The organism is Limnoglobus roseus (assembly GCF_008254045.1).
In the GTDB taxonomy this organism is placed as follows: Bacteria; Planctomycetota; Planctomycetia; order Gemmatales; family Gemmataceae; genus Limnoglobus; species Limnoglobus roseus.
The window spans coordinates 6982043-7007143 of the sequence record NZ_CP042425.1 but is presented as its reverse complement, the minus strand read 5'-3'; the positions used below and the strand labels follow the sequence as shown (position 1 = coordinate 7007143).

The 25101-nt window shown below is 66.0% G+C and carries 32 protein-coding genes; 15 read left to right on the top strand and 17 right to left on the bottom strand.

What is annotated here, in order from left to right:
* The first annotated feature begins 140 nt into the window (after window positions 1–140).
* On the top strand, window positions 141–1358 hold the full coding sequence (locus PX52LOC_RS29955; RefSeq protein WP_149113528.1) for a tyrosine-type recombinase/integrase: 1218 nt from the start codon (window positions 141–143) through the stop codon (window positions 1356–1358).
* Window positions 1359–1538: 180 nt separating this feature from the next.
* Here the strand turns inward: PX52LOC_RS29955 and PX52LOC_RS29950 are convergent, their stop codons facing one another.
* From PX52LOC_RS29950 to PX52LOC_RS29935, 4 genes are all read right to left on the bottom strand, one after another.
* Window positions 1539–1976 carry a hypothetical protein gene (locus PX52LOC_RS29950; RefSeq protein ID WP_149113527.1) on the bottom strand — a complete coding sequence of 146 codons (438 nt, stop codon included), beginning with the start codon at window positions 1974–1976 and terminating at the stop codon, window positions 1539–1541.
* A 115-nt stretch (window positions 1977–2091) separates the two neighbouring features.
* Window positions 2092–2988 carry an RNA polymerase sigma factor gene (locus PX52LOC_RS29945; RefSeq protein ID WP_149113526.1) on the bottom strand — a complete coding sequence of 299 codons (897 nt, stop codon included), beginning with the start codon at window positions 2986–2988 and terminating at the stop codon, window positions 2092–2094.
* A 49-nt stretch (window positions 2989–3037) separates the two neighbouring features.
* Complete coding sequence (locus PX52LOC_RS29940; protein ID WP_149113525.1) at window positions 3038–3349, bottom strand: hypothetical protein; 312 nt, start codon at window positions 3347–3349, stop codon at window positions 3038–3040.
* 218 nt (window positions 3350–3567) lie between these two features.
* Entirely contained in the window at window positions 3568–3963 is a 396-nt protein-coding gene (locus tag PX52LOC_RS29935) for a hypothetical protein (protein ID WP_149113524.1), read from the bottom strand.
* 495 nt (window positions 3964–4458) lie between these two features.
* Between PX52LOC_RS29935 and PX52LOC_RS42945 the strand changes: the two genes are divergently transcribed.
* A complete protein-coding gene (locus tag PX52LOC_RS42945; protein WP_246173506.1) occupies window positions 4459–5172 on the top strand; it encodes a hypothetical protein in 714 nt (237 codons plus the stop codon).
* On the opposite strand, the gene PX52LOC_RS44155 is transcribed toward PX52LOC_RS42945, so the two are convergent.
* From PX52LOC_RS44155 to PX52LOC_RS29880, 10 genes are all read right to left on the bottom strand, one after another.
* Window positions 5129–6031 (bottom strand): GNAT family N-acetyltransferase, encoded by a 903-nt coding sequence (locus PX52LOC_RS44155; protein ID WP_390637572.1) that lies wholly within the window; start codon window positions 6029–6031, stop codon window positions 5129–5131. The two genes, PX52LOC_RS42945 and PX52LOC_RS44155, sit on opposite strands and share 44 nt — an antisense overlap.
* Window positions 6032–6922: 891 nt before the next feature.
* Window positions 6923–7492 (bottom strand): hypothetical protein, encoded by a 570-nt coding sequence (locus PX52LOC_RS29920; protein ID WP_149113522.1) that lies wholly within the window; start codon window positions 7490–7492, stop codon window positions 6923–6925.
* Window positions 7493–7589: 97 nt separating this feature from the next.
* Window positions 7590–7841: a hypothetical protein gene (locus PX52LOC_RS29915; protein WP_149113521.1), complete on the bottom strand. Its 252-nt coding sequence runs from the start codon at window positions 7839–7841 to the stop codon at window positions 7590–7592.
* Between the two features lie 78 nt (window positions 7842–7919).
* Window positions 7920–8651 carry a hypothetical protein gene (locus PX52LOC_RS29910; protein ID WP_149113520.1) on the bottom strand — a complete coding sequence of 244 codons (732 nt, stop codon included), beginning with the start codon at window positions 8649–8651 and terminating at the stop codon, window positions 7920–7922.
* A 3-nt stretch (window positions 8652–8654) separates the two neighbouring features.
* Window positions 8655–9557 (bottom strand): hypothetical protein, encoded by a 903-nt coding sequence (locus tag PX52LOC_RS29905; RefSeq protein WP_149113519.1) that lies wholly within the window; start codon window positions 9555–9557, stop codon window positions 8655–8657.
* An 8-nt stretch (window positions 9558–9565) separates the two neighbouring features.
* On the bottom strand, window positions 9566–10555 hold the full coding sequence (locus tag PX52LOC_RS29900) for a hypothetical protein (RefSeq protein ID WP_149113518.1): 990 nt from the start codon (window positions 10553–10555) through the stop codon (window positions 9566–9568).
* A gap of 119 nt (window positions 10556–10674) precedes the next feature.
* A complete protein-coding gene (locus PX52LOC_RS29895; protein WP_149113517.1) occupies window positions 10675–11229 on the bottom strand; it encodes a hypothetical protein in 555 nt (184 codons plus the stop codon).
* 194 nt (window positions 11230–11423) lie between these two features.
* Complete coding sequence (locus PX52LOC_RS29890; protein ID WP_149113516.1) at window positions 11424–11714, bottom strand: hypothetical protein; 291 nt, start codon at window positions 11712–11714, stop codon at window positions 11424–11426.
* Window positions 11693–11986, bottom strand: coding sequence for a hypothetical protein (locus PX52LOC_RS29885; protein ID WP_149113515.1), 294 nt, complete (start codon window positions 11984–11986; stop codon window positions 11693–11695). Before PX52LOC_RS29885 ends, PX52LOC_RS29890 begins: the two co-directional genes overlap by 22 nt.
* 44 nt (window positions 11987–12030) lie before the next feature.
* Complete coding sequence (locus PX52LOC_RS29880; RefSeq protein WP_149113514.1) at window positions 12031–12303, bottom strand: hypothetical protein; 273 nt, start codon at window positions 12301–12303, stop codon at window positions 12031–12033.
* 1169 nt (window positions 12304–13472) lie between these two features.
* Here PX52LOC_RS29880 and PX52LOC_RS29875 point away from each other — a divergent pair.
* The 10 genes from PX52LOC_RS29875 to PX52LOC_RS29830 all read left to right on the top strand — a co-directional run bounded on the left by PX52LOC_RS29875 (window position 13473) and on the right by PX52LOC_RS29830 (window position 20198).
* Window positions 13473–14399, top strand: coding sequence for a hypothetical protein (locus PX52LOC_RS29875; RefSeq protein ID WP_149113513.1), 927 nt, complete (start codon window positions 13473–13475; stop codon window positions 14397–14399).
* A gap of 50 nt (window positions 14400–14449) precedes the next feature.
* A complete protein-coding gene (locus PX52LOC_RS29870; RefSeq protein ID WP_149113512.1) occupies window positions 14450–15322 on the top strand; it encodes a hypothetical protein in 873 nt (290 codons plus the stop codon).
* Between the two features lie 58 nt (window positions 15323–15380).
* Window positions 15381–16376, top strand: coding sequence for a hypothetical protein (locus PX52LOC_RS29865; protein WP_149113511.1), 996 nt, complete (start codon window positions 15381–15383; stop codon window positions 16374–16376).
* A gap of 51 nt (window positions 16377–16427) precedes the next feature.
* Entirely contained in the window at window positions 16428–16874 is a 447-nt protein-coding gene (locus PX52LOC_RS41130) for a hypothetical protein (RefSeq protein WP_168219288.1), read from the top strand.
* On the top strand, window positions 16871–17395 hold the full coding sequence (locus PX52LOC_RS29855; RefSeq protein WP_168219287.1) for a hypothetical protein: 525 nt from the start codon (window positions 16871–16873) through the stop codon (window positions 17393–17395). Before PX52LOC_RS41130 ends, PX52LOC_RS29855 begins: the two co-directional genes overlap by 4 nt.
* 94 nt (window positions 17396–17489) lie before the next feature.
* A complete protein-coding gene (locus PX52LOC_RS29850; RefSeq protein WP_149113509.1) occupies window positions 17490–17846 on the top strand; it encodes a hypothetical protein in 357 nt (118 codons plus the stop codon).
* 168 nt (window positions 17847–18014) lie between these two features.
* Complete coding sequence (locus tag PX52LOC_RS29845) at window positions 18015–18431, top strand: helix-turn-helix domain-containing protein (protein WP_149113508.1); 417 nt, start codon at window positions 18015–18017, stop codon at window positions 18429–18431.
* 104 nt (window positions 18432–18535) lie between these two features.
* Window positions 18536–19036, top strand: a complete 501-nt coding sequence (locus PX52LOC_RS29840; protein ID WP_149113507.1) for a hypothetical protein — start codon at window positions 18536–18538, stop codon at window positions 19034–19036.
* Window positions 19037–19105: 69 nt separating this feature from the next.
* Window positions 19106–19498 (top strand): hypothetical protein, encoded by a 393-nt coding sequence (locus tag PX52LOC_RS29835; RefSeq protein WP_149113506.1) that lies wholly within the window; start codon window positions 19106–19108, stop codon window positions 19496–19498.
* Between the two features lie 88 nt (window positions 19499–19586).
* Window positions 19587–20198, top strand: coding sequence for an HNH endonuclease signature motif containing protein (locus PX52LOC_RS29830; protein WP_149113505.1), 612 nt, complete (start codon window positions 19587–19589; stop codon window positions 20196–20198).
* A 284-nt stretch (window positions 20199–20482) separates the two neighbouring features.
* On the opposite strand, the gene PX52LOC_RS29825 is transcribed toward PX52LOC_RS29830, so the two are convergent.
* Both PX52LOC_RS29825 and PX52LOC_RS29820 read right to left on the bottom strand, forming a co-directional pair.
* Window positions 20483–21034: a hypothetical protein gene (locus PX52LOC_RS29825; protein ID WP_149113504.1), complete on the bottom strand. Its 552-nt coding sequence runs from the start codon at window positions 21032–21034 to the stop codon at window positions 20483–20485.
* Window positions 21031–21516 (bottom strand): hypothetical protein, encoded by a 486-nt coding sequence (locus PX52LOC_RS29820; protein WP_149113503.1) that lies wholly within the window; start codon window positions 21514–21516, stop codon window positions 21031–21033. The genes PX52LOC_RS29825 and PX52LOC_RS29820 overlap by 4 nt, the downstream gene beginning before the upstream one ends.
* Before the next feature lie 501 nt (window positions 21517–22017).
* On the opposite strand from PX52LOC_RS29820, the gene PX52LOC_RS29815 reads away from it, so the two are divergent.
* From PX52LOC_RS29815 to PX52LOC_RS29805, 3 genes are all read left to right on the top strand, one after another.
* Entirely contained in the window at window positions 22018–22566 is a 549-nt protein-coding gene (locus PX52LOC_RS29815) for a HEAT repeat domain-containing protein (RefSeq protein ID WP_149113502.1), read from the top strand.
* A gap of 95 nt (window positions 22567–22661) precedes the next feature.
* Window positions 22662–23297, top strand: a complete 636-nt coding sequence (locus tag PX52LOC_RS42940; RefSeq protein ID WP_246173505.1) for a hypothetical protein — start codon at window positions 22662–22664, stop codon at window positions 23295–23297.
* Between the two features lie 253 nt (window positions 23298–23550).
* Window positions 23551–23808, top strand: coding sequence for a hypothetical protein (locus PX52LOC_RS29805; RefSeq protein ID WP_149113501.1), 258 nt, complete (start codon window positions 23551–23553; stop codon window positions 23806–23808).
* Here the strand turns inward: PX52LOC_RS29805 and PX52LOC_RS29800 are convergent.
* Window positions 23780–24985, bottom strand: a complete 1206-nt coding sequence (locus PX52LOC_RS29800) for a hypothetical protein (protein WP_149113500.1) — start codon at window positions 24983–24985, stop codon at window positions 23780–23782. The two genes, PX52LOC_RS29805 and PX52LOC_RS29800, sit on opposite strands and share 29 nt — an antisense overlap.
* Between the last annotated feature and the right edge of the window lie 116 nt (window positions 24986–25101).

The following is a 25101-nucleotide window of genomic DNA, read 5'->3' as shown; positions in this document are numbered from 1 at the left end:
GGAACCGCCAAACTCAGAAATTGTGCCGGCCCCGGAGTGAACCTCCGACGGGGCGGCGGCCGACCCCCTCCTTCTTAGGCGTTTTCGCCGTCCCCTCTCTTCCGCTGCTGTAGTCCCTGCCGTAGGGTCTGGAGCAAAGCGTGCGTCTTCCAACTTACTGCCGACACAAGGCGACGAATCAGGCTTACGTGACCGTCCGGCGGGGCGACAAACGCGAGGTGATCTACCTCGGCGTCTACGGATCCGCGGAGTCGAGGAGACTCTACGCGGAGGTGATCGCGAACTTAGGCTCCCCGGCTTCTCCGAAGCCGCCGCGACTCCCCGCGGAACCATCACCTACTCCCTCGCCTTCTGCGACCCCTCCGGCGACGCCGACCCCTTCGCCGTCGAGTTCCCCCACCGTCGGGGCCTGCTTCGATCGCTGGGCCGCGATCTGCCGCAATTACTACCGCCTCCCCGACGGCCGTGTCTCGCGGGAAGTCGAAGACCACCACCGCTCTTGGGAGCCGCTCGTAACACTCCACCGCGATCGGCCCATCGGCTCGCTCGTCCGGCTCGAATGGGCCGAGGTCCGCGAGGCGATGGTGAAGCGGGGGTGGTGTCGGAAGCTCATCAACCAGCGCTGGGGGCGAATCGTGTTCGGGCTTCGCCAGCTCAGCGAAGAGGGCCTCGTCGAGCCGACGGTCGTACTCCTCGCGGGGCTAAAGTCGCTCCGCCCCGGCCGCACCGCCGCCCCCGACCGACCGCCGGTCCTCTCCGTCTCCCTCGACACCGTGCGGGCGACGCAGAAGGAACTGAACCCCGTCGTTCGCGACCTCGTCGAACTCCAACTCCTCACCGGCGGTCGGCCGGGGGAAGTGCGGCAGCTTCGCTTCGGCGACTTGGTCTGGGACGATCCTCGACCGGGGGGCGGGGGTGGTACGCCCGTCGCGATTCGCCCCCTCCGCCACAAGAAGGCGTACCTGGGGCGTGAGCGGCTCATTCCCCTCTCTTCGACGGCCCGACTGCTCCTCGCCCCCTACCTCGCCGTCGCCCGCGGGGCCGATGCCTTCGTCTTCCTCTCCCCGACGCGGGCGCTCCCGATCGACAGCCGGGCGTATGGGAAGCAGATCCAGGCCGCGGCCGAGAAAGCGGGGGTTCCCCACTGGCACCCGAACCAGCTCCGCCACTGGGCCGCCACGGAGACTCGCCGCCTCCTCAGTCTCGACGCCGCCCGCGCCCTCCTCGGCCACTCCTCACCGACCACGACCCTGGTCTACGCCGAACGGGACGCGGCGATCGCTCAAGCGGCGGCGGAGGCCCTGGAGAAGGCTCTGAAGCCGAAGGAGCCGCCGCCGCCCGAGGCGACGCAGAGATAGTCTTCGGCTGCGAGGGCGGGGCTGGTGCTGTGGGAGGAGGGGCCGGGTCGGGCTCATCGCGGTCGCCGCCGAGCGCCAGCGGTCCCCCGGCCCACGGTACAGGTAACGGGGACGGCGTCGCCTTCGCCGTCTTAGTCGCCGTCCGCGACCGAGGCCCGCCTCGGTCGCCCTCGCCGACTATTACGCCGAAATCGTCTGCCACGTCAGACCCAGCCGGGCGAGGAGGCCCCAGCACCCGTCGCGGTCCGGGGCGGTTCCCGGGCCGCAGGCCCCGCCGTCGAGGCCGAGGAGAACCCGGTCGGGGCCGCGGACGATCAACCCCGGCGGCGACGCCCCGGTGCGGTCGAGGCCGAAGGCGAGGGCGGCGAGGCCGTACCGGAGGCCCTGCCACCCCGCCCGGAGCCGGGCCATCCCCCGCGCGGCCAGCACCTCGTCGCCGCGGGCGACCTCGCCGCGGGCCGCGTCGCGGAGGCGGAACGACCACCGCGCGTGGTTGTACTGCAACCGCTCGCCGTCGCGGAGGCAATCGGCGGAGACGGAGAGGGTCCAACTCCCCGCGGGGGCGACGCCGCGAAGGCGGAGGGCGAGGTGGGGCGACAGAGTCGGCGGGCAGGGCATCAGAAGTCTCAGCAGAGAAGGCGGCGGGGGAGGTTGTCGGCAGGGGCGTCTAAGACTGAGGCGAGGAGGGCGTCGGGGGGGGGGGGGGGGGTCACGGGAATCTCCGGGGCGTCGGCTAGTGACAGGGCGGGGCCACGGTCTCGACGGAGAGATCGAGATCGTCCGAATCGTCAGGGGCTTCCGACTTCAAACTCGACTCTTGTATCCTGTCAATCGCCCCCTCTCGGCCGTAGGCGTTTTTGAGCAGACGAAAAATGGGGTGCGACTCCCACTCCGAATCGGGTCGAGACATTACGGTTTGAAGGGACTCGCACAAGGTTCTTCCGAGTCGCGCGAGCAGCCTATTCTTTCGCCGCAAAGCCGTGTTGTACTCGCAACTCGTCTTCGTCCGTCTCGCAGCTTCGCTCGGCCCCAGGTCGCCCTCGTAGATCAGGACCAAAAACTCCCGGTCCCGTTCGGATAGACTCTCCAGTAGCTTTGACTTCCGAAGGGGCGCGGGGGGGTCTGAGGACCACGTAAGGCGAAGACTTTCATCGGTCCCGGCTTCTTGAATCAGTTTCCGGCGGCGTTTCCGAAAGAGCTTGTTGATGCCCTTCCGCCAGTTCAGCTCGGCCAGCTTTCTACTCCTCGCCTTTCTCACATAGTTCGAGCAGCACCCCATAGCGAAGGAGAAGGCGTCGCCCTCGTTCTCCCAGAGGTAAGCGGCCCACGCCAAGCCCTCTTGAAGCGCTTGTGTAACCTCGTCTGGGTTCAGGCCGTCGGTCAAGGCGTTGTACTTTTTCTCCTTCCGCATCGTCGCCGGCCAGATTAGCAATACGCGACGATGCCGCGAGTGAAAATCTTGGATCTGTCTCAGTCGCTCGGCCGTGATACCGGCTGGCGCGACCGCCAAATCCTCTTGGTATCCTTGATCGACAGCCTCTTGGGTCGCTTCGAGTTTGATAAACGCGGACCTCACGTCATCCGGCACGTCTGCGACCGCGTCCGTTTCTGGTTCACACCCCTGATTCATCGGCCCCGTCCCTTCCTCAGAGTTTCCGACTCGACACCCCCCGTCGCCTTTACGCCCCCGCCTTCGCTGCCCCCTTCCGGGGAGCCGATCGAATCGGCGGCTTGCTTCTCGGCCGCCACGTCTCGTAGGCGTTCCCCACCGTTGACCAGTCGCGGGCGAATCCGGCACGGGTGAGCGTCTGCTGAACTTCGCGCCGGAAGTCGGCGTCGTCGGGGGAAGGAACTTCCATCGGAATCAGATGACGGCGACACCGGCAGGCGAGGAGGAAGAGGTCGTCGATCGACTCCCTTTTCGCGGGCAGGTTGACGGAAAAGATCATCTCGCCGCCTTCGATCAAAATGCTCGACTGCAATCTCAGCATCGCTGCCTCCGGGTAGGGGATCTCGATTTGTCCGCAGCCGAGTGGCCCCGCCTCAGTTCGAAGTAAAGGGACACCAGCATCGTAAGAGACAAGTTATAATGTGTCAATGCTTAAAATGGTTAAGATAATGACAAGCGGATCGATTCTTCGAGGTGGGTCCAGAAATGAGAAACGGCGGCTGGGATTTCCCAGCCGCCGCCGTGTCGATCGTCGTCAGCTCACTTTGCGGGCTTCGTCGCCGCCTTGATTCGCGATTCCAGTTCCTTCCGCTGCTCCAGCTTCCCGAGGCTCTTCGTCAGGTAGTCCGTGATGTGTTCGGCGACGATGAGCGAGACGAGGGCGGGGCGGTCCAAACCGAGGTTCTCGGCGGCCAAGTCCAAGTGGGCGAGGAGGGGCGGGTCGAACTTGAGACAGACGCCCGAGGTGAGGGCGGCGACGTATTCTTCGACCGAGTTGCGGATCTGGTAGGAGAGGGAGACGCCGTTGTCGAGGGCGAGTTTGGCGAGGTTCTTCGTCACCCCCGTCGGGAGTTTCATGTACGTCGTGTGGAAGGCACCCGGCTTCGCGGCGTTGAGTTCCTTGATGAACGCGGACAGGTCGATTTCTTTCGGCATTGGAGCGGTTCCTGTTAGGGGGACGGGACTTTGGTAGTTTATGACAGTCAAGAAGAAGTGTCACACCCAAAAACTACTCTGCCGACAGTGACGCCCGCTCCCCCTGAACCGCCCGTCGCCCTCAAAGACGCCGAGATCGTCTTCGGGGCGTCCCGAAATTGATCGAAGCAGCGGGCCGTCTCCGGGGCGGGGTCCCCTCGGGGTCTTCGTCACGATCTGCGTCTCCTACTTCGTCGCCCCTGTCCCCCCGTCTCGCACACCACGTCGTAAGAGTCGCCTTCGGCGTCCCCGCCGGGGGTCAGCTTCACCAGCCGCAGGAGCCGGGTCGCGGGCTTGGGCACCGCTACCTCGCGGACGCCGTAGACGACCGTCGCCTTCGCCTGGATCAGAATCTGAGAGGCGGCGGCGTCCCAGAGGGTTGAGTCCGTTCCGAGACTGTTTCTCGCCCTTGCTGTCTGGTATCGTTGAGGTGATCGAGTCCCGAGGGGCTGAGAGATGACGGAAGCGGAATGGCTGGCGGCGAACGATCCGACGCCGATGCGGAACTTCCTGCAAGGGAGAATGATTGACCGCAAAATTGAGCTTGTCGAGGTCGCTCAGAGTCGAAACTGTTGGAATCTGCTGGTTGACCAGCGTAGTCGAGATTTGGTTGATGCGGCTGAGCGAGCCGCAGATGGGTTGGCTAATCTTCAGGAACTAAAGCGGATTGCTGACGCGGCCCGTATCGCCCTTTCGGAACTTCAGCAGAAGGCCGATACGCACTTGAGCGAAGCGCATGGAAAAGCCCGTCAGTTCGTGAAGGAAGCGTTCAAATTAGCTGCCGCTGCCGAGGTGGCCCAGATCGGTGCAGGACTCGTTTTCAAAGTCTGTATGTTGGGGTTCGACGGACCTGAGCTTGACGAGACGCCTGCCGCTAAACTGACTCAAGAGGCTAGAAACGACATACTGCAAGGTACGGGCTTTATCTATCGGGACATCTTCGGCAACCCGTTCCGCCCCGTCACCTTCTCCCCATCCTGGCTCACCACCACCGCCGTCGGCCTCGCGGAAGGGATCTACGCCGACCGCGCCTTCGACCGACTGCCGATTCTCGCCGACGCCCTCGAAGACGCGGGGTGCGAGAACGCCGACCTTCTAAACCACCTGCGAAGCGACGGCCCCCACGTCAAAGGCTGCTGGGCGTTAGACCTCGTCCTCGGCAAAGAGTAGCCTCACCCGCGGCCTCGCCTACCCATTCCCAGAGGAGAAGGGGGCGGGGACTGGGTCCCCGCCCCCGCGGCTTCGGCGTCCCCTCGACGGCTACTCTTTGCCCAAGACGAGATCGCCGACCCATCGCCGCCCCGCTGGGCCGCCCCCGCCACAGAATCGCCGATCGAGACGCCGACCGCGAAGGAGACGAAGAGGAGAGGGCGACGGGTCGCTTTCTGCCAGTCGGCTTCGGCTCCCCCCTCGCGACTGTGGGCCGGGGGCTATGGGCCGTCGGCCCAGATCGCGAACTGCTCGGCGTCGCCGCCAACGCGAAAACGCCGTCACCGCTAGAGAGGGCGGCCCCGACTAAGACGCTCCAGGGGGGCCGAGACTGCTCAGGAACCGGGTCAGGAGGGTTAGGTCGATCACTGGTAATCCATTCGTGCGTGAAGAGTTCGTGAAGTAAGGCAGGCGGTGGTCGAGCGATAAAATACCTTCGTCTAATGCGGCGAATTGAGAATAGCAGCTCAGGGTAGAGGTCTGGCTCGATCGGGAAATCGCTCGTGCCGTTCGGCTCAGCCAGGTATGCGGCCCAACGGACGGGCGTTTTCGTGAACCGCAATCCCATCCTCCGGGATATCGCAAGGAGGGCGTCTTGTGTACCACGGCTGTCGCGAAAGGCATCGGCGAAAGGAACCCAGAGCCGGAGCTGGGCCTTCTTCACCGATGCTAACTCTTGAAGGCGTGCAACCAAGTCCCGACCAACACCCCTTTTCCTCCACTCAGGCCGAACGTAGAGTTCCTCGACTTCGAGGAAGCCGTTTTTCTCGGCCACGAAAGACCAACCGATGCGGTCGCCGGGTTTGTTTGTCCCGTTCATAGTGACCAGCCGATACCACTTAACTCCGGTGTTGTCAGTCCACGCAGATGATGTGCGAACTGAGTCGAGATTTCGTTGCCGAACATTGCCGAGTTGGGCATCGTGAAGAAAGAAAGCCCACGCATCAAAACTGTAGGCGTCGAAGTATGCTTCGGAAAACTGTCCCCATCCATTGTCGCCCCAACGATAACCAAGCGACTCTTCATCCCAACCGTTCTTAAATCGCAAGCGCCCTGGAGGAGATTCGTCCGGCTTGAAAGTGACGCTATGCGTCTCGGAAGACAACCATTCACCCTCAATCGGGTCAGGAATTACACCTCCGATTGGGGCTACCCATGCTCGCGTCATCTGTATCGGGGTGCTGACAGGGTGCTTTGATAGCAACAAATGCCGGCATTCGATCGAAGACCGGACTCTTCTGTAGAAGACGTTACGCCAGAGCTGCCCCGGCTCTATCGGATGGGTATTGGGAAACAATCCGGGCCGGATGACCGGAAGCCAGTAATCGGGGCTATCTTGAGAAGGCTCACCTTCACCGAACATCATCCGAAGATGTGTAATCGGCCAGCACCCGGCATCCTCGGGATGGGTTCCCTCAAGTTCGAGTGTCCGTACGTATGCGTAGGGGATCGGACTAGGCATACGGCCCATCCTCCTTCTATGGCGTAACTTTAACGATGATGTTCTCTCGCGGGAAGAGGTGCCGCAACGCGCCGCGACGTTTTAGATGACGCAGCACGAAGTGCCTGAGGCGGTGGGAACGGGCCGCCTTCACCTACGCCATCCATTCCAAGTAGCAGTACAACTCGGCGAGGCCTTCCGTCTCCGTCGCGTCTGGGAACCGCTGACTGTGGGGGTGGCTGATCGGCCGGCCGCTACTCGTCGCCCCCGCTAGCAGGGAGCCGGGAGGGAGCCGAAGAAACTCGTCGCCGTCGAGTACAACAGCCACCCGCCCAAGCCCCCGTCGAAGATCGGCTCGGCCTCGAAGCTGATCGCCAACTTCGGCGACCGCGTCCCGATCGGCGAGAGCGAGTGGGGGGTGATGAAGCAGTTCGGGAACAGGTACCCCGGCGGCAGGCCCGGCGTCGCGGCGACGGAGCCGTAGAACTGGTGCCGCACGGCGATCTGGAGCGCCCCCGTCGCGTAGCCGCCGATGTCCCGGCGGTCGTAGAACCCGGCCCCGGAGGCGTTCCGCGTCCGCGACTTGGCCGCCTCGTAGAAGGCCACGTCCCACTCGGCGAGGGTGAGGACGACGTTCGCCGTCTCGCCGCCGGTGACGCGGAAATCGGCCCCGGTCGGCCCCCGGCGGTCCGTCGGCATCGCGATCCACTCCGGGACGAAGTCGATCCGCACGCCGGTCTCGGTGTAGCCGAGCTGGCCCCAGGCGTTCGCGCCGAGTTTCATCCACACGTCGGCCGGGCCGGAGGCGGGGTGCTGCACGTTGAAGTTGGGGACGGTCATAGGCGGCGGGGGAGATGGGGATGGGAAATGAGAAAAACCCGCCGGCCGAGAGGAAGTCTCGAACGCGGCGGGCGAAGGGTCGGCGAGGGGGAACGGGTCAGCGGAAGAGCTTCTGAATCTCGACCAAGACTTCGTGAAAGACCCGAAGAAAGAGGATGCTACCGATGAAGAGGAACACCCAGAAGAAGACGGAGTAGTCCGTCTTCCTCGACTTCTGGTGCTTCGGGTAGCACTCCTCGCACACGTCCACGACTTCGCTCCCCTTGAAGTGGTTCCCGCCGTAGACGGCCCGCTGGAGCGTCACGCCGAGGACGCCGGCTTTCCCGCAATAGAGGCAGTTGCTGTCCACGAGACGCTCTCCGCGACGACGCTCAGGGGTATTCGCTTCCCCTCAGCGTACCTTTCGCCGAATCCGCCGTCGAGCGAATTACGGCGGGGGCGACCCCGGCGACGGGGGCAGGGCCGGCGGAGGGGGCGGGGGCGGCGGGTTGGGAACCGGCAGGCCCCCGGCCGAGATCATCGACTGCGAGAAGCAGGTGTCGGGAATCCAGCTCGTGACCGAGTAGCACCCGCCGTAGGCTTCCAACCCCGAGTAGGGGTCGGCGTGGTTGATGTAGCTGCCGAGGACCTGGCCTTTTCGGGTTTCTGGCGAGGTCTCGACGATGATCTGCGATTCGTCGCCGTTGTAAGGGACGCCGGGGGAGACCTGCATCCGCCGCTGCTGCTCGACGGTATACGGTTCGTCCCCAATCGTGAAGCCGGTCACGCAGCGGAGGTTCGCGTGTTCGACGAAGGTGATGTCACAAGCCCCCCGGTAGCGAACCGACTGACCGTCCAGGGACGGGCTGAAGGCGAAGGTATGACTCCCCCCGAGAGCGATGAATCGCCCCGAGTCCGCCACCTTCGGCAACAGCGGCGGCGTGTTCTGCCGGTCGTAGCTGTGCTGGGACCGGCGGAGCCGATAGGGTTCGTGGAGCTTGATCGCCACGACCGGCTTCCAGAGCTTCCTCTTCTCGGGGTCGGTCGGCTCCGGTTCGCCGGAGGGGAGGATGCAGACCCCAGGGTTAGTCTCGTATGATTCGCAGTGTTCGGCCTCGTCGTAGGACTGCCGGGAGGCGTCGTCGAAGAAGCGAGGGTAAGCGGTCGGCGGTGAGGGCATCGGCTACATACCTTTCGGGGGAGTGACGTTCTTCGCGGCCCAAAATTTTTCCCAGACAGGGACGGGGGCGTTGTCTCGGGGCGTCTTCAAGTCTTTCGCGGGCGTGTAGGCTCCGACCGCGCCGGGAACCTTGTTTCGGGGGTCGTTCTCGATCAGCTCGGCGTGGTTGATGAGCGACGGCGGATTGCGAATTGATTCGAAGACGACGAATTCGAGGAGGCCGCGGGAGACCAAGTCGCCCGGCGGGGCCGGGTTCACCGTCTTCGGGTCGTCGGTGAGGAGGATCTTCCCCTCGCCGGGGAGCTTGGGTACCCCTCCGAGGAATCGGCGTTCGAGCCAGTTTTGGTGCGTGAAGGCGTCACCGATGTACTTATCTTCAGTGCCGTTGATACAGACGAGGGAGTCGTTCACGGTGTCGTCGTTGGCGATCTCGAAGTCGAAGGGGTCGAGAACTACTCCGGCTCCCGCGTTGATGAGGTTCCCGAGAGCGCTCGTCCGGTAGCTGACTTCCACGTGGACAATTTTGCGGACCATGTCGAAGCGGGCGATCAACACCGCCGCGGGCGGCAGGGCCGCCCCAGCCCCCTGCTTTCGCCGTCTCTTCACCATCGAGAACAACAGCGACAGCGCGAACTTGTGGAGGTCCTTGCGAGTGCTATGCGGCATCCCGTGGACGACGCAATAGGCTTTGGTCTCCACACTCGGGATCATCCCCTCCGAAATGTTCGCGGCGACGTTGACCCAATCAACGCCCTTGTCCGTGAACCAGTTGAACACGCCCATACCACCTCCACCGCCGAGTTTGATGCCTTTGTTGATTGCCCACCGGAACGCATGATCTTTGACTTTGCCGGCCCCGGCTCGGGCGGCGAGCCAGCCGAGGCCGCGGACTAAGGGAGCTACCATGTCGCCTCTTAAGGTTTGCCGTTGGGGGCGGGGGGAAATGCCTTCAGGAAGAGGCCGGGGTCGGCGTCCTTCGGGTCCTTCTTCTGCTCCGCAAAGTTGCGGGCGGTGCGCAGGTCGTAGATCGACCGCCACGTCGAGACGAAGTTCTCGTCGAACGTCTTGTCCTTCACCATCGCCTCGGTGATCTCGCACTCGATGTGCGCGATGCCGATGCCGTAGTCGACGACGTTGGTGTGCTGCTGAACGTCCCGCCAGGAGTATTCCAGGGTCCGCCCGTCCGACCGCGCGACGACTTGAATCGAGGTGCGGCGATACCCCTCGGGGATAGGGAGGAAGACCCCGCTGCGGAGCGAATCGGGACTCAACTTCAGCCGCTCGACGGCGTCGCTGCGGAACGTGATACGGCCCACCACGTCGCGGATCGTCGAGTACTCCTCGTCGCAGGTGTGGGTCATCTGGTACTCATTGGAGAGGACCAGCGAATCGGCCACGGACGCCGAATAGGGTTCGAACTTGGTGAACGTCTGGATCGAAAATTCGACGACGATCGTGGACGGTGAGCCGATGATCGATCGCGCGTCGCAGGCGATCGGCAGCGGCCCCCCGCCTACGTCGCAGACCTCCCCGTCGGGCGGCTGGGACAGCATCAGTCGAGGCTCGGCGGGCGAAGCCGCGTTATAGTCGCCGAACTGGAGCAACTTCCGCGGCGTCAGCAGGGCCTTCGTCACCCAGTGGTCCGTCGTGATCACGTCCGTCACCTGCTGCTGCGGCGACTTCAGCGGCACCACCGCGGGCCGGAGCCGGTTCGCGCCGCTGGGCGGGACGAGGTTGGCGAGCGACTGCTGGCCCAGCGACCCCGGCGACGACGGGATCGGCTGTCCCCAGGCCGTCACCGCGGGCACCGTGACCTCGGGCGACGGGTCCTGGCTGTAGTTGACCTTCGCGGAATTGAGGTAGCCCGTGACCGACAGCGTCCAGCGGATCATCACCGGCGACAAACCGTCCTCTGTATACACCAATTCCCGCCGGACCTCATTCGTAAGGACATCCAAAACAACGTTATTATAAGTCAGAATCACTCGCGAATTCCGAGGTGGGGGTGGTAGGGGAGAAGGGGTTAGATCTGAGACAGCCGCAGCCGCGGGCGGATCGTCGGCCGGGCCGCGTTCGGCAGCACAGGCGGCGTCTTCGCCTTCGGCGGGGGCGGCTCCTGAGAGGGGGCTGGGGACCATTGCCGGATCGACGCAGCCGAGGTCCCGCCTCCGTCTCCCGACCGCCGCTCGCCCCGCCGGGTCAGACTCTCGGGCGGGGCGACCGCGGCGTCGCGGAGGCGGGCCTTCGTCACCTCCGCCCGCGGCCCGGCGAAGCTGCGGATCGGGCGAGGGAACAGGGACAGGGGCGGCCGGAACAACTCGGCTCGGGGGCTGGGCTGCGACGCCGTCGGCGGAAGCGGATCGGCGGGGTCGCGAGCGGCAGAACCTCGGGGGGGTAGACTCACCGGCTTCACCGACACGCCGCCGACCTTCAACCGCGCCGCCGGTGGCGGGGCCGCCGGTGTCGTCTTCATCGCCCTCGGCCGCGGGGGCGAAGGCGGCGGGGCGGTCGCCGCGGGCGGTCGCAGCGGGGGCGGTGATGGCGACACCGCCGCGGACATTCGCAGCAGAGGGCGCATCGCGGTCGCCGCCGCCGGGAACCTCGTCGCGCGGAGCCGAACCGGGGTCACGTCCGTTCGCGTCAGCCCCCGCCCGCGCCGGGGAGCGGGCGGCGTCGGGGAACGCTCGGGCGGCCCCGGTCGGGGCAGCGTCGGCGTCGCCCTCGGGGCCGGGAAGACGGGACGGCGGAGACGCGCGGACGTGACCCGCGGCGTCAGCCAGGAGCGTTCATTCGCGAGAGGATTTGGGCCGTGTTGTGATCGTCGATCCACTTTTCCGCCTGCTCAGGGGTTTCGCTGGAGTCATACACCCAGTCGGCCGGCTTCTGGGTCGTCCCCACCGCCACACTTACGGCGTCGGAGAACAGAAGCGCCGTCCGGGAGTTGCGACGGGGGATGTTGAGGTAGAGCTGCACGAAGGTGTCGTAGTCGAGGGCGGCGGGAGCGCCGTAGGCAGCGGCGAAGTCGGAGAGGACCTCGCCGCTCAGAGTTTTTTTTCGACCCACTCCACGAAGCGGTTCAGTTCTTCGAGGCAGTCGAGGTCGGTCGCGCCGCCGCCGTCGGGGGTGAAAGCGGGGAAGTCGAACGCGGTCCGCGCGGCCCCAGCGAGGGCCTCCTCGGCGGCGAGGGCGGGGAGCGGGTCGGAGCCGGCGGCTTGATCGAGGAGGGCGTTCAGTTCGCCCTTCGTCGCCAGCATCAGCTTCCGGCGGACGACGAGGGGGTCGAGGCTTTTACCAGACACGTCGGCATAGATGAGGCGGTCTTTCGCGGCGAACATGCAGAGTCTTTCGAGGTGAGGGGGAAAGGGTCGGTAGAAGCGGCTCAGGCGGCGGGCGACGGCTCGATCGGCGGCGGCGGTTCCCACCACCTCGTGCCTTCGACGGGTCGATAACCGGCGGCGGTGAGGGCGGCGACGATCTTCACCGGGGGCATGAGGTAAATGGTTCGCCGTCGCTCCCGCATCTCATTCAGCAACTCCTCGAAGACGGCGATCGCCCACGGCTCGGGGTCGTGAAGGACAACGCCGTCGATGACCCGCGTCACCTTCGGCTCGGCTTCGGGCGGGGCGGCGAGTTCGGCTGGAGATTCGGTCAAAGAAGGGCCTCGGTAGGGGTCTGGGAATTCACGGTCTGTGGGCTGGGCTGCCGATGGGCTGCTCGCGATCGGTGGCGACGGCCTCTGGGACGACGAAAAAGGCCCCGTAGGCGAGGGCGGAGCGGGGGAACTCCGACGGCCGCGGGGGATTCGCGGCGTCGCCTACGGGGCAAAGAAGTGCCCTGCTGCCCCGAAGTGGGGGAACTTCAGCGGCAGCAGGGCCGGAGCGCCGGGGGTAGCGGCCTCTCCGTTTTTGCGGGAGATTAGACGCGGACGCCTTCGCCGTCGGGGTCGAAGTGAGAGAAGCGGCCCGAGCGGGGTCCTGGTCGGCGAAGGCGTCGGCGTCTGAGCGGGAACTGGGAATTCCCGAGGAGGTGTCTTCGGGGGTGTCCCCCTCGCGTGCGCGCGTTAGAGATGAAGTCTAAGAGGGGTCTGAGGCTAGCTCTTATCTGAAGGCGATAGCCATAACCACTCCCACAGAATCACCGTCGCAGACTCGATCACAGTCGGCGAAGCCGTCTGAGACGAAGTCGAAGAGGAGAAGAAGCTGAAGACTTAGTCTAAGAGGCGAATTCCCGTGCTGTGGGGTGAGCCTAGAGCTGTCGCTCTACTTTTCAGCGACGACGAAGTCGGCGTATGAGATGAAGAAGAAGTCGAATCTGAAGCAGCGTCGCCTAGTACGCCGACGAGGTCTAGACGGCTACTCATCTGCAACTGAGGCGTATGCCGAGGACTCATCGAAAACTTTTACCCATATAGTAGTCCAGTCCAAACCCGAAAAAGAGGACATCTATTTTCGCGGAATTATGCCCCGTCTCCTCAACCGCCGTCCGCGCCGCGGTTTACACCGCAAAAGTATTTTTTGACCCCTTCGCCAGCGATCACGTCGCCCCTCGTCTTCGGCACCTTTTGAGATCTAGAAGACTCTTCTTGACCGTCTAAGGCTTGCTCACGTTCGAAGGGGCATCTCCCCCTCTCATCTACCTCGTTTTGTGGTCCATACCACCCGACATCGCCCATCGGTCGGAAAGTGACAAGAAACATTTTTTGATAGTCTTAATACAATTTTTAGAATTCTTTTCTTGTAACATGACTTTCCTCAGCGTATGATCCTTTGACCCCGCGGCACTGCGTCTGTCCCGCGGCCCCTTACCCGCTCGGAGGCTTCGATGGCCCCGCCCCCCGCCTTTGCACTCGCTCCGGACTACTTGGAGCCGGTTCGAGGCCCCGCCGACTACACCGTGGACGCCGTTGAGGAGTGGCACCTCCGCCGCCGGCTCTCCGACGGCCAGTGGTTCGGCGAGCAGCTCCTGCACGCCCGCCGCCTGCTGCCCGTCTTCGAAGCCGCCTACCCCGGCGACGACTCGGCCCGCCGACTGATCCGCGCCGCCCGCGGGGGCGACCGCGACGAGATCGACGAGGTTCGGATGACCACCGACTTCGCGGAGATGTTCGACGGCGAGGGTGAGGACGGGGAGGACGCGGATTTGCTCTATGACCCCCCAGGCGGGCCGCAGGCGATGCCGGTGTACGCCGAGGGCACCGCGGCGGCCGTCGCCCGAGAGGTCGCCAGTCACACCGCCCTGACCCTGCGGAAGTACATGCGGGGGACCGCCGCGGGATGGGCCTCGGGGGTGACGCTCGGGGCGATCGAGGCGGTGCGCCGGCTCCTCGTCGAGCGGGGCGAGGTCGGCAGTGCCTTGACACTCGCCGAGCGGGCGCGGATGGACTACCTCCGCGTCTGCCGAATTTGCGTCCCGATCCGCGGGTGGCGCGAGGCGTGGGCCTCCGCCGAGGCGAGGGCGTGGGCGGCGAAAATTGTCGCGTCCGACGAGTGGTTCTACTACCCCCAACTCGCCCGCGCCCTCGAAGCTGCCGGCTGCTCGGAGCCGTGGCTGCTGCGACTCCTCCGAGACGCCTCAGCGTGGCCCCTGCTCAGGGTTTCTTGGGTTCTCGCGAAGCTCCAGGGGCAGGACGAGGACCTCTACTTCGACGCCGCCGGGAACCCGGTCGAGAACCCGTACCTCGACGAGCAAGAGGAGGACCCGCCGGAGACGGCCCCCGCCGAGCGAGGCCGGAAACGGCGTTCGAAATAGCCCCCGGACTTCATCGACCTTAACTTCCCAACCCGACCGGAGACCTTCTGATGACTTTCCTGCGACTCGTCCCCAGCTACGTCCCGAAGTACCCCGGCTTCCGATTCCGCCCGATGCCCCTCGGCCTCGACGACATCCGCGACTGGCTCGCTTCCGTCCCTCTTTCCGATCCCCTCTGGCGGGCCGCCGTCACTTTCTACGCCCGCCGGCTTCGCCTTCTCGTCACACACCGCCTCCCGCTGTTCGAGGAGTTGCCCCGCGGCATCGCGTTGATCGGCTCCCCGGACGCCGTCGCCGTGGCCGACGCGATCGAGGAATTGGGGTCGATGGTCGCGGCCTGCGACGATGTCGTTGACCGGCGGGACCAGACCCCCGACGCCCGGCGGTGCTTTTCCACAGCGGCCTTCTGCGGCCGATCCGTCCTCCACGCCCTCGCCCTGGCCCCCGACCGCCGGGCGGCGACCGAGTACGCCGCCGTCTGCGTCGTCTCCGGGGCGATGGTCCAGGCCGCGGCCCTTCAGGAGCGGGGGTTCGAGGAGCTGGTCGCCGGTCTGCACGCGATGCGGGAAATCCCGCGCGTGGTCAACCTCTTCGCGCCGATCGAGGGGTTCCGCGAGGAGTGGATGACCCCGACGGTGCGGAACCTCGCGCGGGTGATGTACCGCGACGAGAGCTGGGCACTGGCGGCGTCGCTGTCGCAGGCACTGCGGGAGGCGAAGTGCGACGTGGAGTGGCTTCTCCGGCTCCTGGCCGACAAGAAGCAAGTTCTCAACTTCGACCGCTCCCTCTGGATCGTTTCCCACCTCGCGGGCGTGGGCGAGCGGGCCGCCCCTGGGGCTGATGTGGCGACGAAGTCCGCTTCGCCTTCGCCGCCCCCGCGGTCGAAGTCTCGCCCCCGGTCCACCAGCCGTCCCCGCTTCTGAGCGGCCGTTTCACCCCGCCCGGTCGATGGGCCGGCGGGGGTCTTTTTCGGAGTGTGCGATGCAGACGGAGAACGAGTTTCAGGCCCGCCTTGACGCGAGGCCCTCGGATTGGGCGACGCGGTTGGAGCTGGCCTCTCGGTTGGCGGCGAGCAACGACCCCCGGTGGGTCGGGTATCGGGCGCTCGGGTTGCTGCGGAAGTGGCCCCTGCGGGAGAGCGTCGGCGTCCCCGGCCAGGGGTGGCGGTTCGGACAGGAGCGTTGGTCGGCCGGGCCGATCCGCGCCCACGCCGTCCCCTTCTCCAACGCCTTACCCGAGGCGTGGTACGAAGCCGTCCTGGGGGCTGGCGAGTTGCCGACGCGGGTACTCTTCCTCGATCGGGAGACGCGCAGGGGGCTTGAAGACCTCGTCGCGTTGAAGTTCCCCCTCGCCCGGCCCCGCGATCGCGACTTGCGGGAGCTTCAGTTCCCCCTGCGGTTTGAGGGGGAGCGGGGTTTCCACGACCACCTCGACGCGAACCCGTCGGACTCCGACGCCCGGCTCGTCTTAGCCGACTGGTTGGAGGACATCGACGACGCTCGGGCCGCGGGGTACCGGGCGTTGGGGAATCTGAAGCGGGTTCCGTACTGGGACGAGAACGTCGGGCGGTTTCACTTCTTCCACCGCGTGAACGGCAGCTGTTCGGGCTTCGAAAACCGAGCGAGGGCTGACGGCCAGTTGCCGACGGAGGGGGAGTTCGCGGCGACCCTCCCCATGCGGTGGTTCGATCGTGCGTTCCTGACCCCGGCCCATCAACGGTTCGGCGAGTCGAAGTCGGCCGAGCGGTTGAGAATTCACAAGGCCCCGGTCTACACCTACAGCCCGACGCCCACCGCCGAGCCGGTTCGTCGCGTCCTCGAAGACCGCGTCGCGGCGGCGTTCGCCCGGCTCGGGGCTGACGACCAGGCGGCCGTCTTCGCGTCCGTCTTGAGATCGTGCCGCACGAAGGGGCGGTACCGGACGGAAAAGGCGTGGGTGTACACGCCACCGAAGGCGGCCCCGCTTGGTAGCCGCTAGCCATCACCCACCCCCACAGCACGCCCCGACCCAGACCCCGAAGGAGACCCCGTGTTCGATTCCGAAGAAGCCTACCAGCAGCACCTCGACGCCCACCCCGACGACCACGCCGTCCGCGTCGCCTTCGCCGACTTCCTCGCAACTGATCCCCGTGGGGCGGGCCATCGGGCGCTCGCGCTGCTGAAGAAGTTCGCGCGGCGGTGCGACGGCGACCCCGAGGAGAGCCGCACCTTCTTCTCGGCCCGGAACGTCGTCTGGACCTCGCCGCGGGCGCTGCCGGAGACGTGGTTCAAGTCGCTGGCCGAGAAGGCGAGGGGCGTCGAGGGTTTCTCGTTCGGCAAGAACGCTTTCGGCGACTGCGACTCCGTCACCGGGGCGTCGCGGCGGGGGGTCGAGGACTTCGCCGCCCGCGTCTTCGGGAGGTTCCGGGCGGCGACGCAGGAGCGGGTCGTCGAGCAGATGCTGGAGCGGCTCGGCCGCGGGGGAGGGGGGACGTGAGCGAGATCGACCTTCGAGCGTGTGATCAGCCTCCCGCGGTCGGGAAAGCCCCGTCGTCGCACGCCTGCCTCTGCGGGTGCGGCAAGCGGCTGACGGGGCTGATCAAGTACGCGGACGAGTGCCGGCGGCGAATGCTGCTCGCCGTCCGCGGGGCCGGCTCGGTCGTCGCCGGTTTGCAGGCGGAGCCGGGGACGGGCCGGCTGCTCGCGATGTGCCGCTGCCGGCGGTGCGGGCGGGAGAAGCGGGTCTTGGTGCGGGACACCGCGCGGCTCGTGGCTCGGCTGGCGGTCCCTTGCCGGGCGTGCAGTCGCCTCGAAGACTTGACGCGGAGGCCGCCGTTCGGGGAGTGGACGGTCATCGGCCCCCACCGGCGGGACCGGAACGTCACCCGCTGGCGGTGCCGCTGCTCCTGCGGCGAGGAGGCGTGGGTGATCGCGGCGAACCTGCTGCGGGGGCTTACCTCGCGGTGCAACGACTGTCGCCGGAAGAACGAGGCCGCCGCCGGGGCCTGCCTGCCGTAGTCGCCCGAGGCGAATTTGAACTCGAACCGGGAGGAGGCGTAGTGTTGACCGACGAAGCCGGCTTCCAGGCGACGCTAGACGCCGACCCTTCCGCGTGGGTCGTCCGCCTCGCCTTTCCGACTGGCTCGAAGAACGCGACGACCCGCGGGCCGAAGGGTATCGCGTTCTGGGGCTGCTGCGGAAGTGGCCGCGTAAGTGCCGTCAGGAGCGGATTTGGTCTTGGGAGGATCTAACGCAACTCCCCGGCGAGCGGATGCACGTCATTCCGTACCGCTGGTGTGACGCGACGAAAGCCCGATTGGGGCACAATCTTCGCTACTGCTCGACCGCCAACCGCCGGACCCTCGAAGACGCGACCGCCGTCGCCTACGCCTCGTTGTCCGCGGAGGTTCAGAAACAGATTCTCTGGCCCGTCGGGCGGGCCGTCGCCCCTGTATTCGTCACCGCCTGATGAGTCCGACGCCCTCGACTACGTCGCCCGAGGAGTATCGACTTGGCGGTACAAATCACGCCGCGTCTTAAGCGAACCCATAGACGGGGGGAGCTGGGGCAGACGCGCGGCCTCGCCGAAGTTACACTCCCCGCCAGGCTTGGATGCCATCAGGGAGGGGACGCGGCCATGCAGCCTATCGACGTGTTAGCGGGAGTGATCGAGGACTCACAACTCCGGGTTGCTGACCTTACGGAGTTGCTTCGTCGAGCGGCTGCTCAGGTTGAGGCGGCGAGGCCCCGGAAAACGGAGGGCAAGAAAGAGCCGAAGACGTGGGAGAGTTTCCGTAGCTGGCTTCGAGAGAAGATGGACTTACTCCAGCTCTCTGAACGTGACCTTGCGAAGCGAACTGATTTGTCCACGGGGTCGATCAACGGCTACCTCAACCCGGCGGGTAAATTCCGCAGTCCATCGCTCGTGAACGCTTTGAGAATCCTGATCGCCGTTGATGGGAGTTTGGACGAGTTGATTCGCATACGTGACGTTCTGGAAGAGGTAGGGCCGTTCTCAATAACCTCGAAATGGGCGAAAAGAGCGATTAGCTGATATGATCATAAAATTGATCTTGATCCGCTCAATTTATCGAGTAGACTCTCTCCTGTCCCGCCAACCGGCACAGTTTGCCGGCGCTGGTACAGGAGTTCCCCACCATGCTCTCGTTCTTCATCTCCCCGTTCGTCGCCCCGCTGTTCAACCCCGGTTCGCCAGCGACTTCGGCCAAGCCCTCGAAGTCCCTCCGCGACCGCCTCGCCGTCGCGGTCGCCGATCTGCTTGAGCTGATGTCGCAAGGCTACTCCTTCGCCGACGCCGAGGTGGGCCGAGATCGGGTCGCGAGTGTCCTCCGCCTCGCCGTCCGGCTCATTCGCCTCGGTCGCGTTCGGCTCGCCGAGGAGAACCGGCTCGCGCCGGCGCTCCCGCCGAAGCCCCTCTGGGAGCGGCTCACGGACTCGGCCTCGACTATCGAGGTGATTCTTGAAGGCGGCGAGTTCACCGACGCGGACTTCGACGCCGACGGGGTCGCCGCCCTTGAAGTCCTCGCGAAGTCGCTCTGGCAGACCCTCGAAGACCACCTCGCCGCCGTGCCGACGCCGGACGAGCGCGAGGAGATCGGCTTCCTCGCCTACGCCCCGGACACCGCGGTCGAAGACTAGAAGGCCTGACGATGAGTTGAGACCCGCCCGGCCGTACGCGGCCGGGCTTCTGACCCCGAGGAGTATCCGATGAGTTCAATCGAAACCGCCGCCGTCGATGCCGCCACGTTCCGGCGATCGCTGAACAGGATGATCCGCGACGAGGCCCCCGACAATTCCGGCGACCTCGCCTTCGAGATCAACGCCCACCGCATCGCCGAGGGCGAATTGATGGAGGCCCTCGGCCGCGACACCCAACCGACCGCGGAGGAGCTGATGCGGCTCTTGCCCCCGAACGAGCTGGCGACGCTCGAAGACCTCGCCTTGATCCCCGACGCCGATCTCGACGAGTTCGAGGCCGAGGACCGGGAGATGGAGGAGATTGATACGGAGCTGGTCTACATTCAGTTGGAGATGGAAGCCGCGGCGATCGAGGCGAGGGAGGAGGCCGCCCGCGCCCGCGAGCAGGGCCTCGACCGCTGACCCCATCCCTGATTCGACTTTGACCCCGCCGGCCCAGTCGCCGGCGGGGTCGATTCTCCTCTCCCAGTCCCCTTCGAGGAGGTTTCGGATGCCCCAAACCTGCGGCCCGTCGCCGCCGATGTTACTTTGTCTCCACTGCGAACGCGGCCCCTCGACTCGCCCCCGCGGGCTGTGCGGTCAGTGTTACTACCGGCCCGAGATCCGGTCTCGCTATCGGAAGCAGGAGCGGGCCGTCGATCCGGCGACGCGGTTCTGGCCGAAGGTCGCGAAGGCGGGGCCGGACGAGTGCTGGGCGTGGACGGGGGCGAAGGCGGGCACGGGGTACGGTAGCTTCTACCACGACGCCGGCCGCCGCGTCCCCGCCCACCGCTTCGCCTACGAACTCGCGAACGGGGCGATCTCGTGCGGCCGGTTCGTGTGTCACCGCTGCGACAACCGGGGCTGCGTCAACCCCGCGCACCTCTTCCTCGGCACCCCCGCCGACAACGCGGCGGATATGGCCGCGAAGGGCCGCTGTAGTTTCGGCCGCACGCGGTTCTCTCGCGAGGACGTGGCCCGCATCTACGCCCTCCGGGCCGAGGGGAAGGGGTTCCGCGAGATCGGCCAGGCGGTCGGCATCTCGCGAACTTACGCGGCGGCGATCGTGAGGCAGGGGAGACTGGCGTACCTGTCCGCGGAGGTGCCGTCGCTGTCGGCGTAGGTCTACGCTCGACCTGCGATGAGGTCGCCCACGCCCCTTCAGAAGCGACGCGGACCTCGACGGGGAATTGCTCCCCGTCGAGGTTCTTCTCCTTCTTCGCCGTCCCCGACCCAACGCGGCCCGCCGGCTCGCCACTCCCACAGACCGCACCGACCCCGCCCGCGTCGGTCCCGCGTCCCCGCCTCCGTCTATTCCGCGGACTCCGCTTGATGGCTTTGCTCACCGAATCGAAGTTGCCCACCGATTCCGCGGTCTGCCCACCGAATCGAATTTGACGTGAGATTTCAAACTGCGGGGTGCTTTGAAATGAACACACCATCGGGATCGAAGCGGAACCGAACATACGCTTCGTATCGCAGCAACCAAGCAAAGTATCCAACCTCATCCGCCAACGCATCCGCAACGGGATGGATGGCGACCAGCCCGGCAGCTTCGGTGAAATATTCCCCCGTTATTACTGCTCGCGTGCTTGAGGTTCGATCCTGGTGCGGGTGTTGGCCGTCGTAGATGTGATGAATCGACCACCCCTTCCGACCCGAGGACCGCAACGGGCGTTCGCCCCCGGCCAGTAAGTAGGCCATGATCGCAGGGCCGTTTGACCGGGCATCCGCTGCGATCTTTGCGGCTTTTATCTGCTCCCTTTGCGGGACACTGTAATCGTGGAACTTCGCCTTTCCTCGAACAGTTCCCGGCATGAAGATAAGTGACTTTTGAGGCCACCGAATGAACTTTGTTCGGTTCGCCCAAACGTCGTCTACGATGCGCAACAGGTCGGGATCAACGCCCGCTCGCAGATCGTGAAGCCACGCGGGCGGCTCGATAAGTGATGGAATCATCGTCCACACGACCCCAACGGATTTCGGCGGCGTTTGGGACGACACGTTTTTGGCCGCGGCCTACCGCCTTTGGCGACTGCTCCCGTTCGCGGCTCAATCTCTACCCTTGCGAGCAGGTCGTCTATTTCCGCCTGTTCTTCGCGGCTGAACGTCATCAGCGTTCTGGCCCCGCCCTCGTACATCCTTGCCGCGAGCAGGGGAGATATAGCGCGAAACTTGATCCCCAGCCTGTTGAAGTCGCGAAACACGTCGAAGGTTACGATCAGATAGCCCGTCTCTTGGTCGATGTGTTTACGCGGCCCGATCCCGATCCAGTTGAGGTTGCCCGCAACGTCGGAATCGACCCCTTTGCCTTCGCCACCCACTCCGATCACCGCGTTGAACTCTCGCTCCCTTACCGTGCCCATACAGTTGTGACAACCAAACCGCCCATCGGTGTCGGGGTCGCCGCTGTGTGTTCGTTTGTAGAGTAGAGTTCGCATGACGGAAAAACCACGGGTGAGAAAGACCGCGGGGAACGCGACCCCTTTCTGCCATCTTCTCGCGCCGCATCCGGCGGTGCAACGGGGGAGTTCGCCGTTCGCGGCGGGACGCCCTCGCCGTCCCCGCTCTCACTCCGCCCCCGCGGCGGCTTCGCCGCCGTCGCCTACTTAATCTCCGTCGCCTCCTCCGACGCCTACGCCCGCGTAGGCGAGGGAGCCTCTGGGGAGCCCCCGACCGCTCCTTCGTCGCGAACCCTCTCCGCTCAAGCTGCGACGCCCACCCCGCCGCGACGAAGACGGCGACGGGGTCGCCCTCCCCTTTCCTGTGGCGGGGGCTGCCGCTTCGCGTCCGTCGCCTTCCCCTCGCCTATGCCCTCGCGGGCGCTGACGCTGACGTAGAAGAGGGCGGCGAGAGCGAAGGCGAGGGCGTTGACCGGGGACAGGGGAGCGGGTAGGGTGGGGCGGAGTTGATAGAGATCGTTCTCTCTGGGAGGGGTCGGGGTGCCTCGCCTCAGTCCACTCGATTGGCTAGAGCGGCTCACCGGCCCCGACGGGCGGGAGCGGAAGAAGGCCGTCGCCCGCGTGTGCCAGCTCGCCGCGACGGACGACGACTACCGGGCGGTGCTCCGGGACGCGCTCGCCCAGCCGAACGACCGGGCGGTGTTCTGGATCGTCTCGGACTTACAGTACCTCGGGCCGGTCGCCCGGTTCGCCGTGCCGGAACTGATCGGACTGCTGCACCGCCGGCCGCTGTTCGGCATCCGACAAGCGATCCTAGGCGCGATTGCCGTGATCGCCCCGGACTCGGCCGACGTGAAGGACGCCATCCTAGAAGGATTCTCCGACCCCGACCCGTCAGTGCGGTCGTCGGCGCTGAGCGCCGCTGGCAAGTTGCCGGGCTTGCTGTCTGAGGACATGGATCGGATCAAGGCGATGGGGGCCGACCCCGACCGCGATGTTGCCTTTTGGTCGGAGGTGGTGTTAAGGAACATTGCGGCATCGAACAACTTCGTTACTCCGATCTCCTCCGCGGTAGACCAGAAGAAGTAAGTCCGGTCGCTGACGGCGTCGCCGTCCGCGGGGCGAAGGGTTCGGCGAGGGGCCTCCGCGGGGTCTGATGCGGGGACGGGCGGGGAGGGGTGTCGATGACCGATGCGGAGTGGGCGGCGGCGACGGAGCCGAAGCTGATGCTGGAGTGTCTGCGGGCGAGGGGGGCGGCGTCCGATCGGAAGCTGCGGCTGTTCGCCGTCGCGTGCTGCCGACGGATCTGGTCAGCCCTGCCCGACGAAGCCCACCGTACTGCCGTGGAGGTCGCGGAGCGGTACGCGGACGGACGGGAGACGAATGACGAGCGCGACTTCTGGTGGCAGGAATCGCACGACGCCTGTTGGGTCATCCCCGGCGATCGATCCGACCTCCACCACGCGGCACGGGCGGCGTGCGACACGGTCGCGGAGAAGATGGAAGAGGTGTTGCCCTACTTCCCGTCCGTTGGCCGATTCGGCGATCTGCCTGAAGAGGTCGAGCGAAAGGCCCAAGCTGACCTCCTCCGCTGCGTCTTCAACCCCTTCGCCTCTTTTGACCCTGCCTGGATCACTCCTACCGCTTACGCCCTGGCGGAAGCCGCCTACGAAGACCGAGCCTGGGATCGTCTACCAATCCTCGCGGACGCCCTCGAAGACGTGGGGTGCGAAGACTCCGCCGTTCTCGCCCACCTCCGGGGGGATGGTCCGCACGCTCGCGGTTGCTGGGTCTTAGACCTCGTCCTCGGCAAGTCCTAGACCGCGACGGCGTGGGCGATGAGACAGCGAGGGAGCGGGTCTCCCTCGCCCCCTCCCTCTTCGTCTGGGTCGGCGTCGCGGTCGGGGTGGCCGACGGAGACCCGGAAACGACGAAAGCCCCCTCTGGGACCATTCCCAGAGGGGGCTTCTTCTATTCGGCGTCAGCGTCGGCCGCCGGGGCGGCTACGGAGCTTGAGTGGAGAGGCAGTGTACGTTAAGACACTATTACTCTTTCTCCTCCGAGGTTTCTGCGATGACTTCCACTCAACTTCTTATCCCCGCCGTCTGCGTCGGCCTCGGCACCGACAGGGCGACCGTCCTCGACGTTCGAACCGGCTCCGAAGTCACGGTCCGGGTGAGCGGGGTGATTCTGCGGCAGGGGGTCGTCTACCTCCCCGCCGAATCGCTCGCCGTCGAGAACGGTCTCCACCTCGTCCGCTTCACGGGCGGCGAGGTCGCCTGGGTCGCCGTCGCCGAGAACATCAGCACCTGCGCGGGGTGTGCGGCGTAGCGTCGGGCACCCACTTCTCGATTCCCGTCTCGGGTGCCGCCTTCGACCGCCGATACCCCGCCTCCTCCATCACCTTTGCGAACCGCCCGGCGACTTCCTTCTTCGGCGGCGTCGGGTAGCTGACGTTCACGCCCTTCTCGCGGCCGGCCGTCGCGAACCGTTCCAGAAGCTTCTCGTCGCTGAGGTGGGAGAGGTCCTCGTCGTCCGTTTCCCGACTCAACCGCTCGGGCGTCGTCTTGTCTTCCCGGAGGCGGCGGTCGTAGTCCGCGAACCGCCGCTCCTGTTCCGCCGCCGGGACGCCCGCTTGCCAGACGTGCAGCTTCGGGTCGATGCTGACCGGGTCGGGCGTGAAGCCGATCTCGGCGAGGGTCTGGCCGTAGAGCTTCGCCCGCCGCTTGTCCGACGGCTCGCTGTACCCGATCGGGATTCCCTGCGCGTGAAGCTCGGTCGCGAACCGGCGGAGGTGCCGCAGGAAGTCGAGGGTTCCCCGCTGGAGCCGGGGCGCGGACGCCGTCTGGGCCTCGGGCCGGAGGTTGACCTTCGCCGGGGCTTGGTAGAAGGTGACGTGGGCGAGGGGCGACCCCGCCGGGACCTGGACGTGCAGGAACCGCTCCCCCGGCAGCGTCACCGTCGAGGCGTGGTCGTGGTCGATCGTCTCGAACCCGCGGAAGACCTTCTCGACGGCCCCGCGGACGCGGTCGGCGAGGGCGTCTCGGGCCGCGTCTCGTTCCTTCCCCAGCGGCCGAAGATCGAGGTCTAACTTGTCCCCGACGGCCTCGCGGACCCCTTCGCGGATCGGGCCTGTGCCGAGGCTCACCCCCTGCGGCCGACCCAGACGAAGGCGGTTGCGGTTGATGCGGGCGAGCGCGAGTCGCGGCCCGAGGCGGCGGAGTTGACGGGGCGAGATCGTCTCCGCCGTCACCGGCGGGAGCTTCGGCGGCATCGGCGTCGGTGCGGCTGTGGGAGTGGCGGCCGAGGGCCTTCGGCTGGGGGTAGGCTTCTTCCCCCTCCCCCTCCCCCTCACCAGATCAATCACCCGCTGCCGAAACGCCGCCTTCTCCTTCTGAGGCCGGGTGATCTCGCGGAGGTCGTCGAGGTGCGGACGGAGAGAGGGCGGGAGAGCAGAGGGGACGGCGTCGCGGAGGGCGGCGGCGTAGCGGCTGGGGTCGTTGCTCATCAGAGTCTCGGGAGGGAGAGGGAGAGGAGAACCCCCGCCGACGGGGTCGGCGGGGGCGGAGAAGTGGGTTCAGCGACCACCTCTGGGATGCGATAGGATCGCGATCGGCGAGGGCG

Excerpts from the sequence above, each read along its gene's own strand:
- PX52LOC_RS29805 (WP_149113501.1), top strand. The coding sequence starts at position 23,551 with ATGACTTCCACTCAACTTCTTATCCCCGCCGTCTGCGTCGGCCTCGGC.
- PX52LOC_RS29905 (WP_149113519.1), bottom strand. The coding sequence starts at position 9,557 with ATGGTAGCTCCCTTAGTCCGCGGCCTCGGCTGGCTCGCCGCCCGAGCC.
- PX52LOC_RS29910 (WP_149113520.1), bottom strand. The coding sequence starts at position 8,651 with ATGCCCTCACCGCCGACCGCTTACCCTCGCTTCTTCGACGACGCCTCC.
- PX52LOC_RS44155 (WP_390637572.1), bottom strand. The coding sequence starts at position 6,031 with ATGAACGGGACAAACAAACCCGGCGACCGCATCGGTTGGTCTTTCGTG.
- PX52LOC_RS29875 (WP_149113513.1), top strand. The coding sequence starts at position 13,473 with ATGGCCCCGCCCCCCGCCTTTGCACTCGCTCCGGACTACTTGGAGCCG.
- PX52LOC_RS29935 (WP_149113524.1), bottom strand. The coding sequence starts at position 3,963 with ATGCCGAAAGAAATCGACCTGTCCGCGTTCATCAAGGAACTCAACGCC.
- PX52LOC_RS42940 (WP_246173505.1), top strand. The coding sequence starts at position 22,662 with ATGACCGATGCGGAGTGGGCGGCGGCGACGGAGCCGAAGCTGATGCTG.
- PX52LOC_RS29945 (WP_149113526.1), bottom strand. The coding sequence starts at position 2,988 with ATGAATCAGGGGTGTGAACCAGAAACGGACGCGGTCGCAGACGTGCCG.
- PX52LOC_RS42945 (WP_246173506.1), top strand. The coding sequence starts at position 4,459 with ATGACGGAAGCGGAATGGCTGGCGGCGAACGATCCGACGCCGATGCGG.
- PX52LOC_RS29885 (WP_149113515.1), bottom strand. The coding sequence starts at position 11,986 with ATGTTCGCCGCGAAAGACCGCCTCATCTATGCCGACGTGTCTGGTAAA.
- PX52LOC_RS29800 (WP_149113500.1), bottom strand. The coding sequence starts at position 24,985 with ATGAGCAACGACCCCAGCCGCTACGCCGCCGCCCTCCGCGACGCCGTC.
- PX52LOC_RS29895 (WP_149113517.1), bottom strand. The coding sequence starts at position 11,229 with ATGCGCCCTCTGCTGCGAATGTCCGCGGCGGTGTCGCCATCACCGCCC.
- PX52LOC_RS29840 (WP_149113507.1), top strand. The coding sequence starts at position 18,536 with ATGCTCTCGTTCTTCATCTCCCCGTTCGTCGCCCCGCTGTTCAACCCC.
- PX52LOC_RS29825 (WP_149113504.1), bottom strand. The coding sequence starts at position 21,034 with ATGATTCCATCACTTATCGAGCCGCCCGCGTGGCTTCACGATCTGCGA.
- PX52LOC_RS29920 (WP_149113522.1), bottom strand. The coding sequence starts at position 7,492 with ATGACCGTCCCCAACTTCAACGTGCAGCACCCCGCCTCCGGCCCGGCC.
- PX52LOC_RS29865 (WP_149113511.1), top strand. The coding sequence starts at position 15,381 with ATGCAGACGGAGAACGAGTTTCAGGCCCGCCTTGACGCGAGGCCCTCG.
- PX52LOC_RS29845 (WP_149113508.1), top strand. The coding sequence starts at position 18,015 with ATGCAGCCTATCGACGTGTTAGCGGGAGTGATCGAGGACTCACAACTC.
- PX52LOC_RS29950 (WP_149113527.1), bottom strand. The coding sequence starts at position 1,976 with ATGCCCTGCCCGCCGACTCTGTCGCCCCACCTCGCCCTCCGCCTTCGC.
- PX52LOC_RS29820 (WP_149113503.1), bottom strand. The coding sequence starts at position 21,516 with ATGCGAACTCTACTCTACAAACGAACACACAGCGGCGACCCCGACACC.
- PX52LOC_RS29835 (WP_149113506.1), top strand. The coding sequence starts at position 19,106 with ATGAGTTCAATCGAAACCGCCGCCGTCGATGCCGCCACGTTCCGGCGA.
- PX52LOC_RS29940 (WP_149113525.1), bottom strand. The coding sequence starts at position 3,349 with ATGCTGAGATTGCAGTCGAGCATTTTGATCGAAGGCGGCGAGATGATC.
- PX52LOC_RS29830 (WP_149113505.1), top strand. The coding sequence starts at position 19,587 with ATGCCCCAAACCTGCGGCCCGTCGCCGCCGATGTTACTTTGTCTCCAC.
- PX52LOC_RS29870 (WP_149113512.1), top strand. The coding sequence starts at position 14,450 with ATGACTTTCCTGCGACTCGTCCCCAGCTACGTCCCGAAGTACCCCGGC.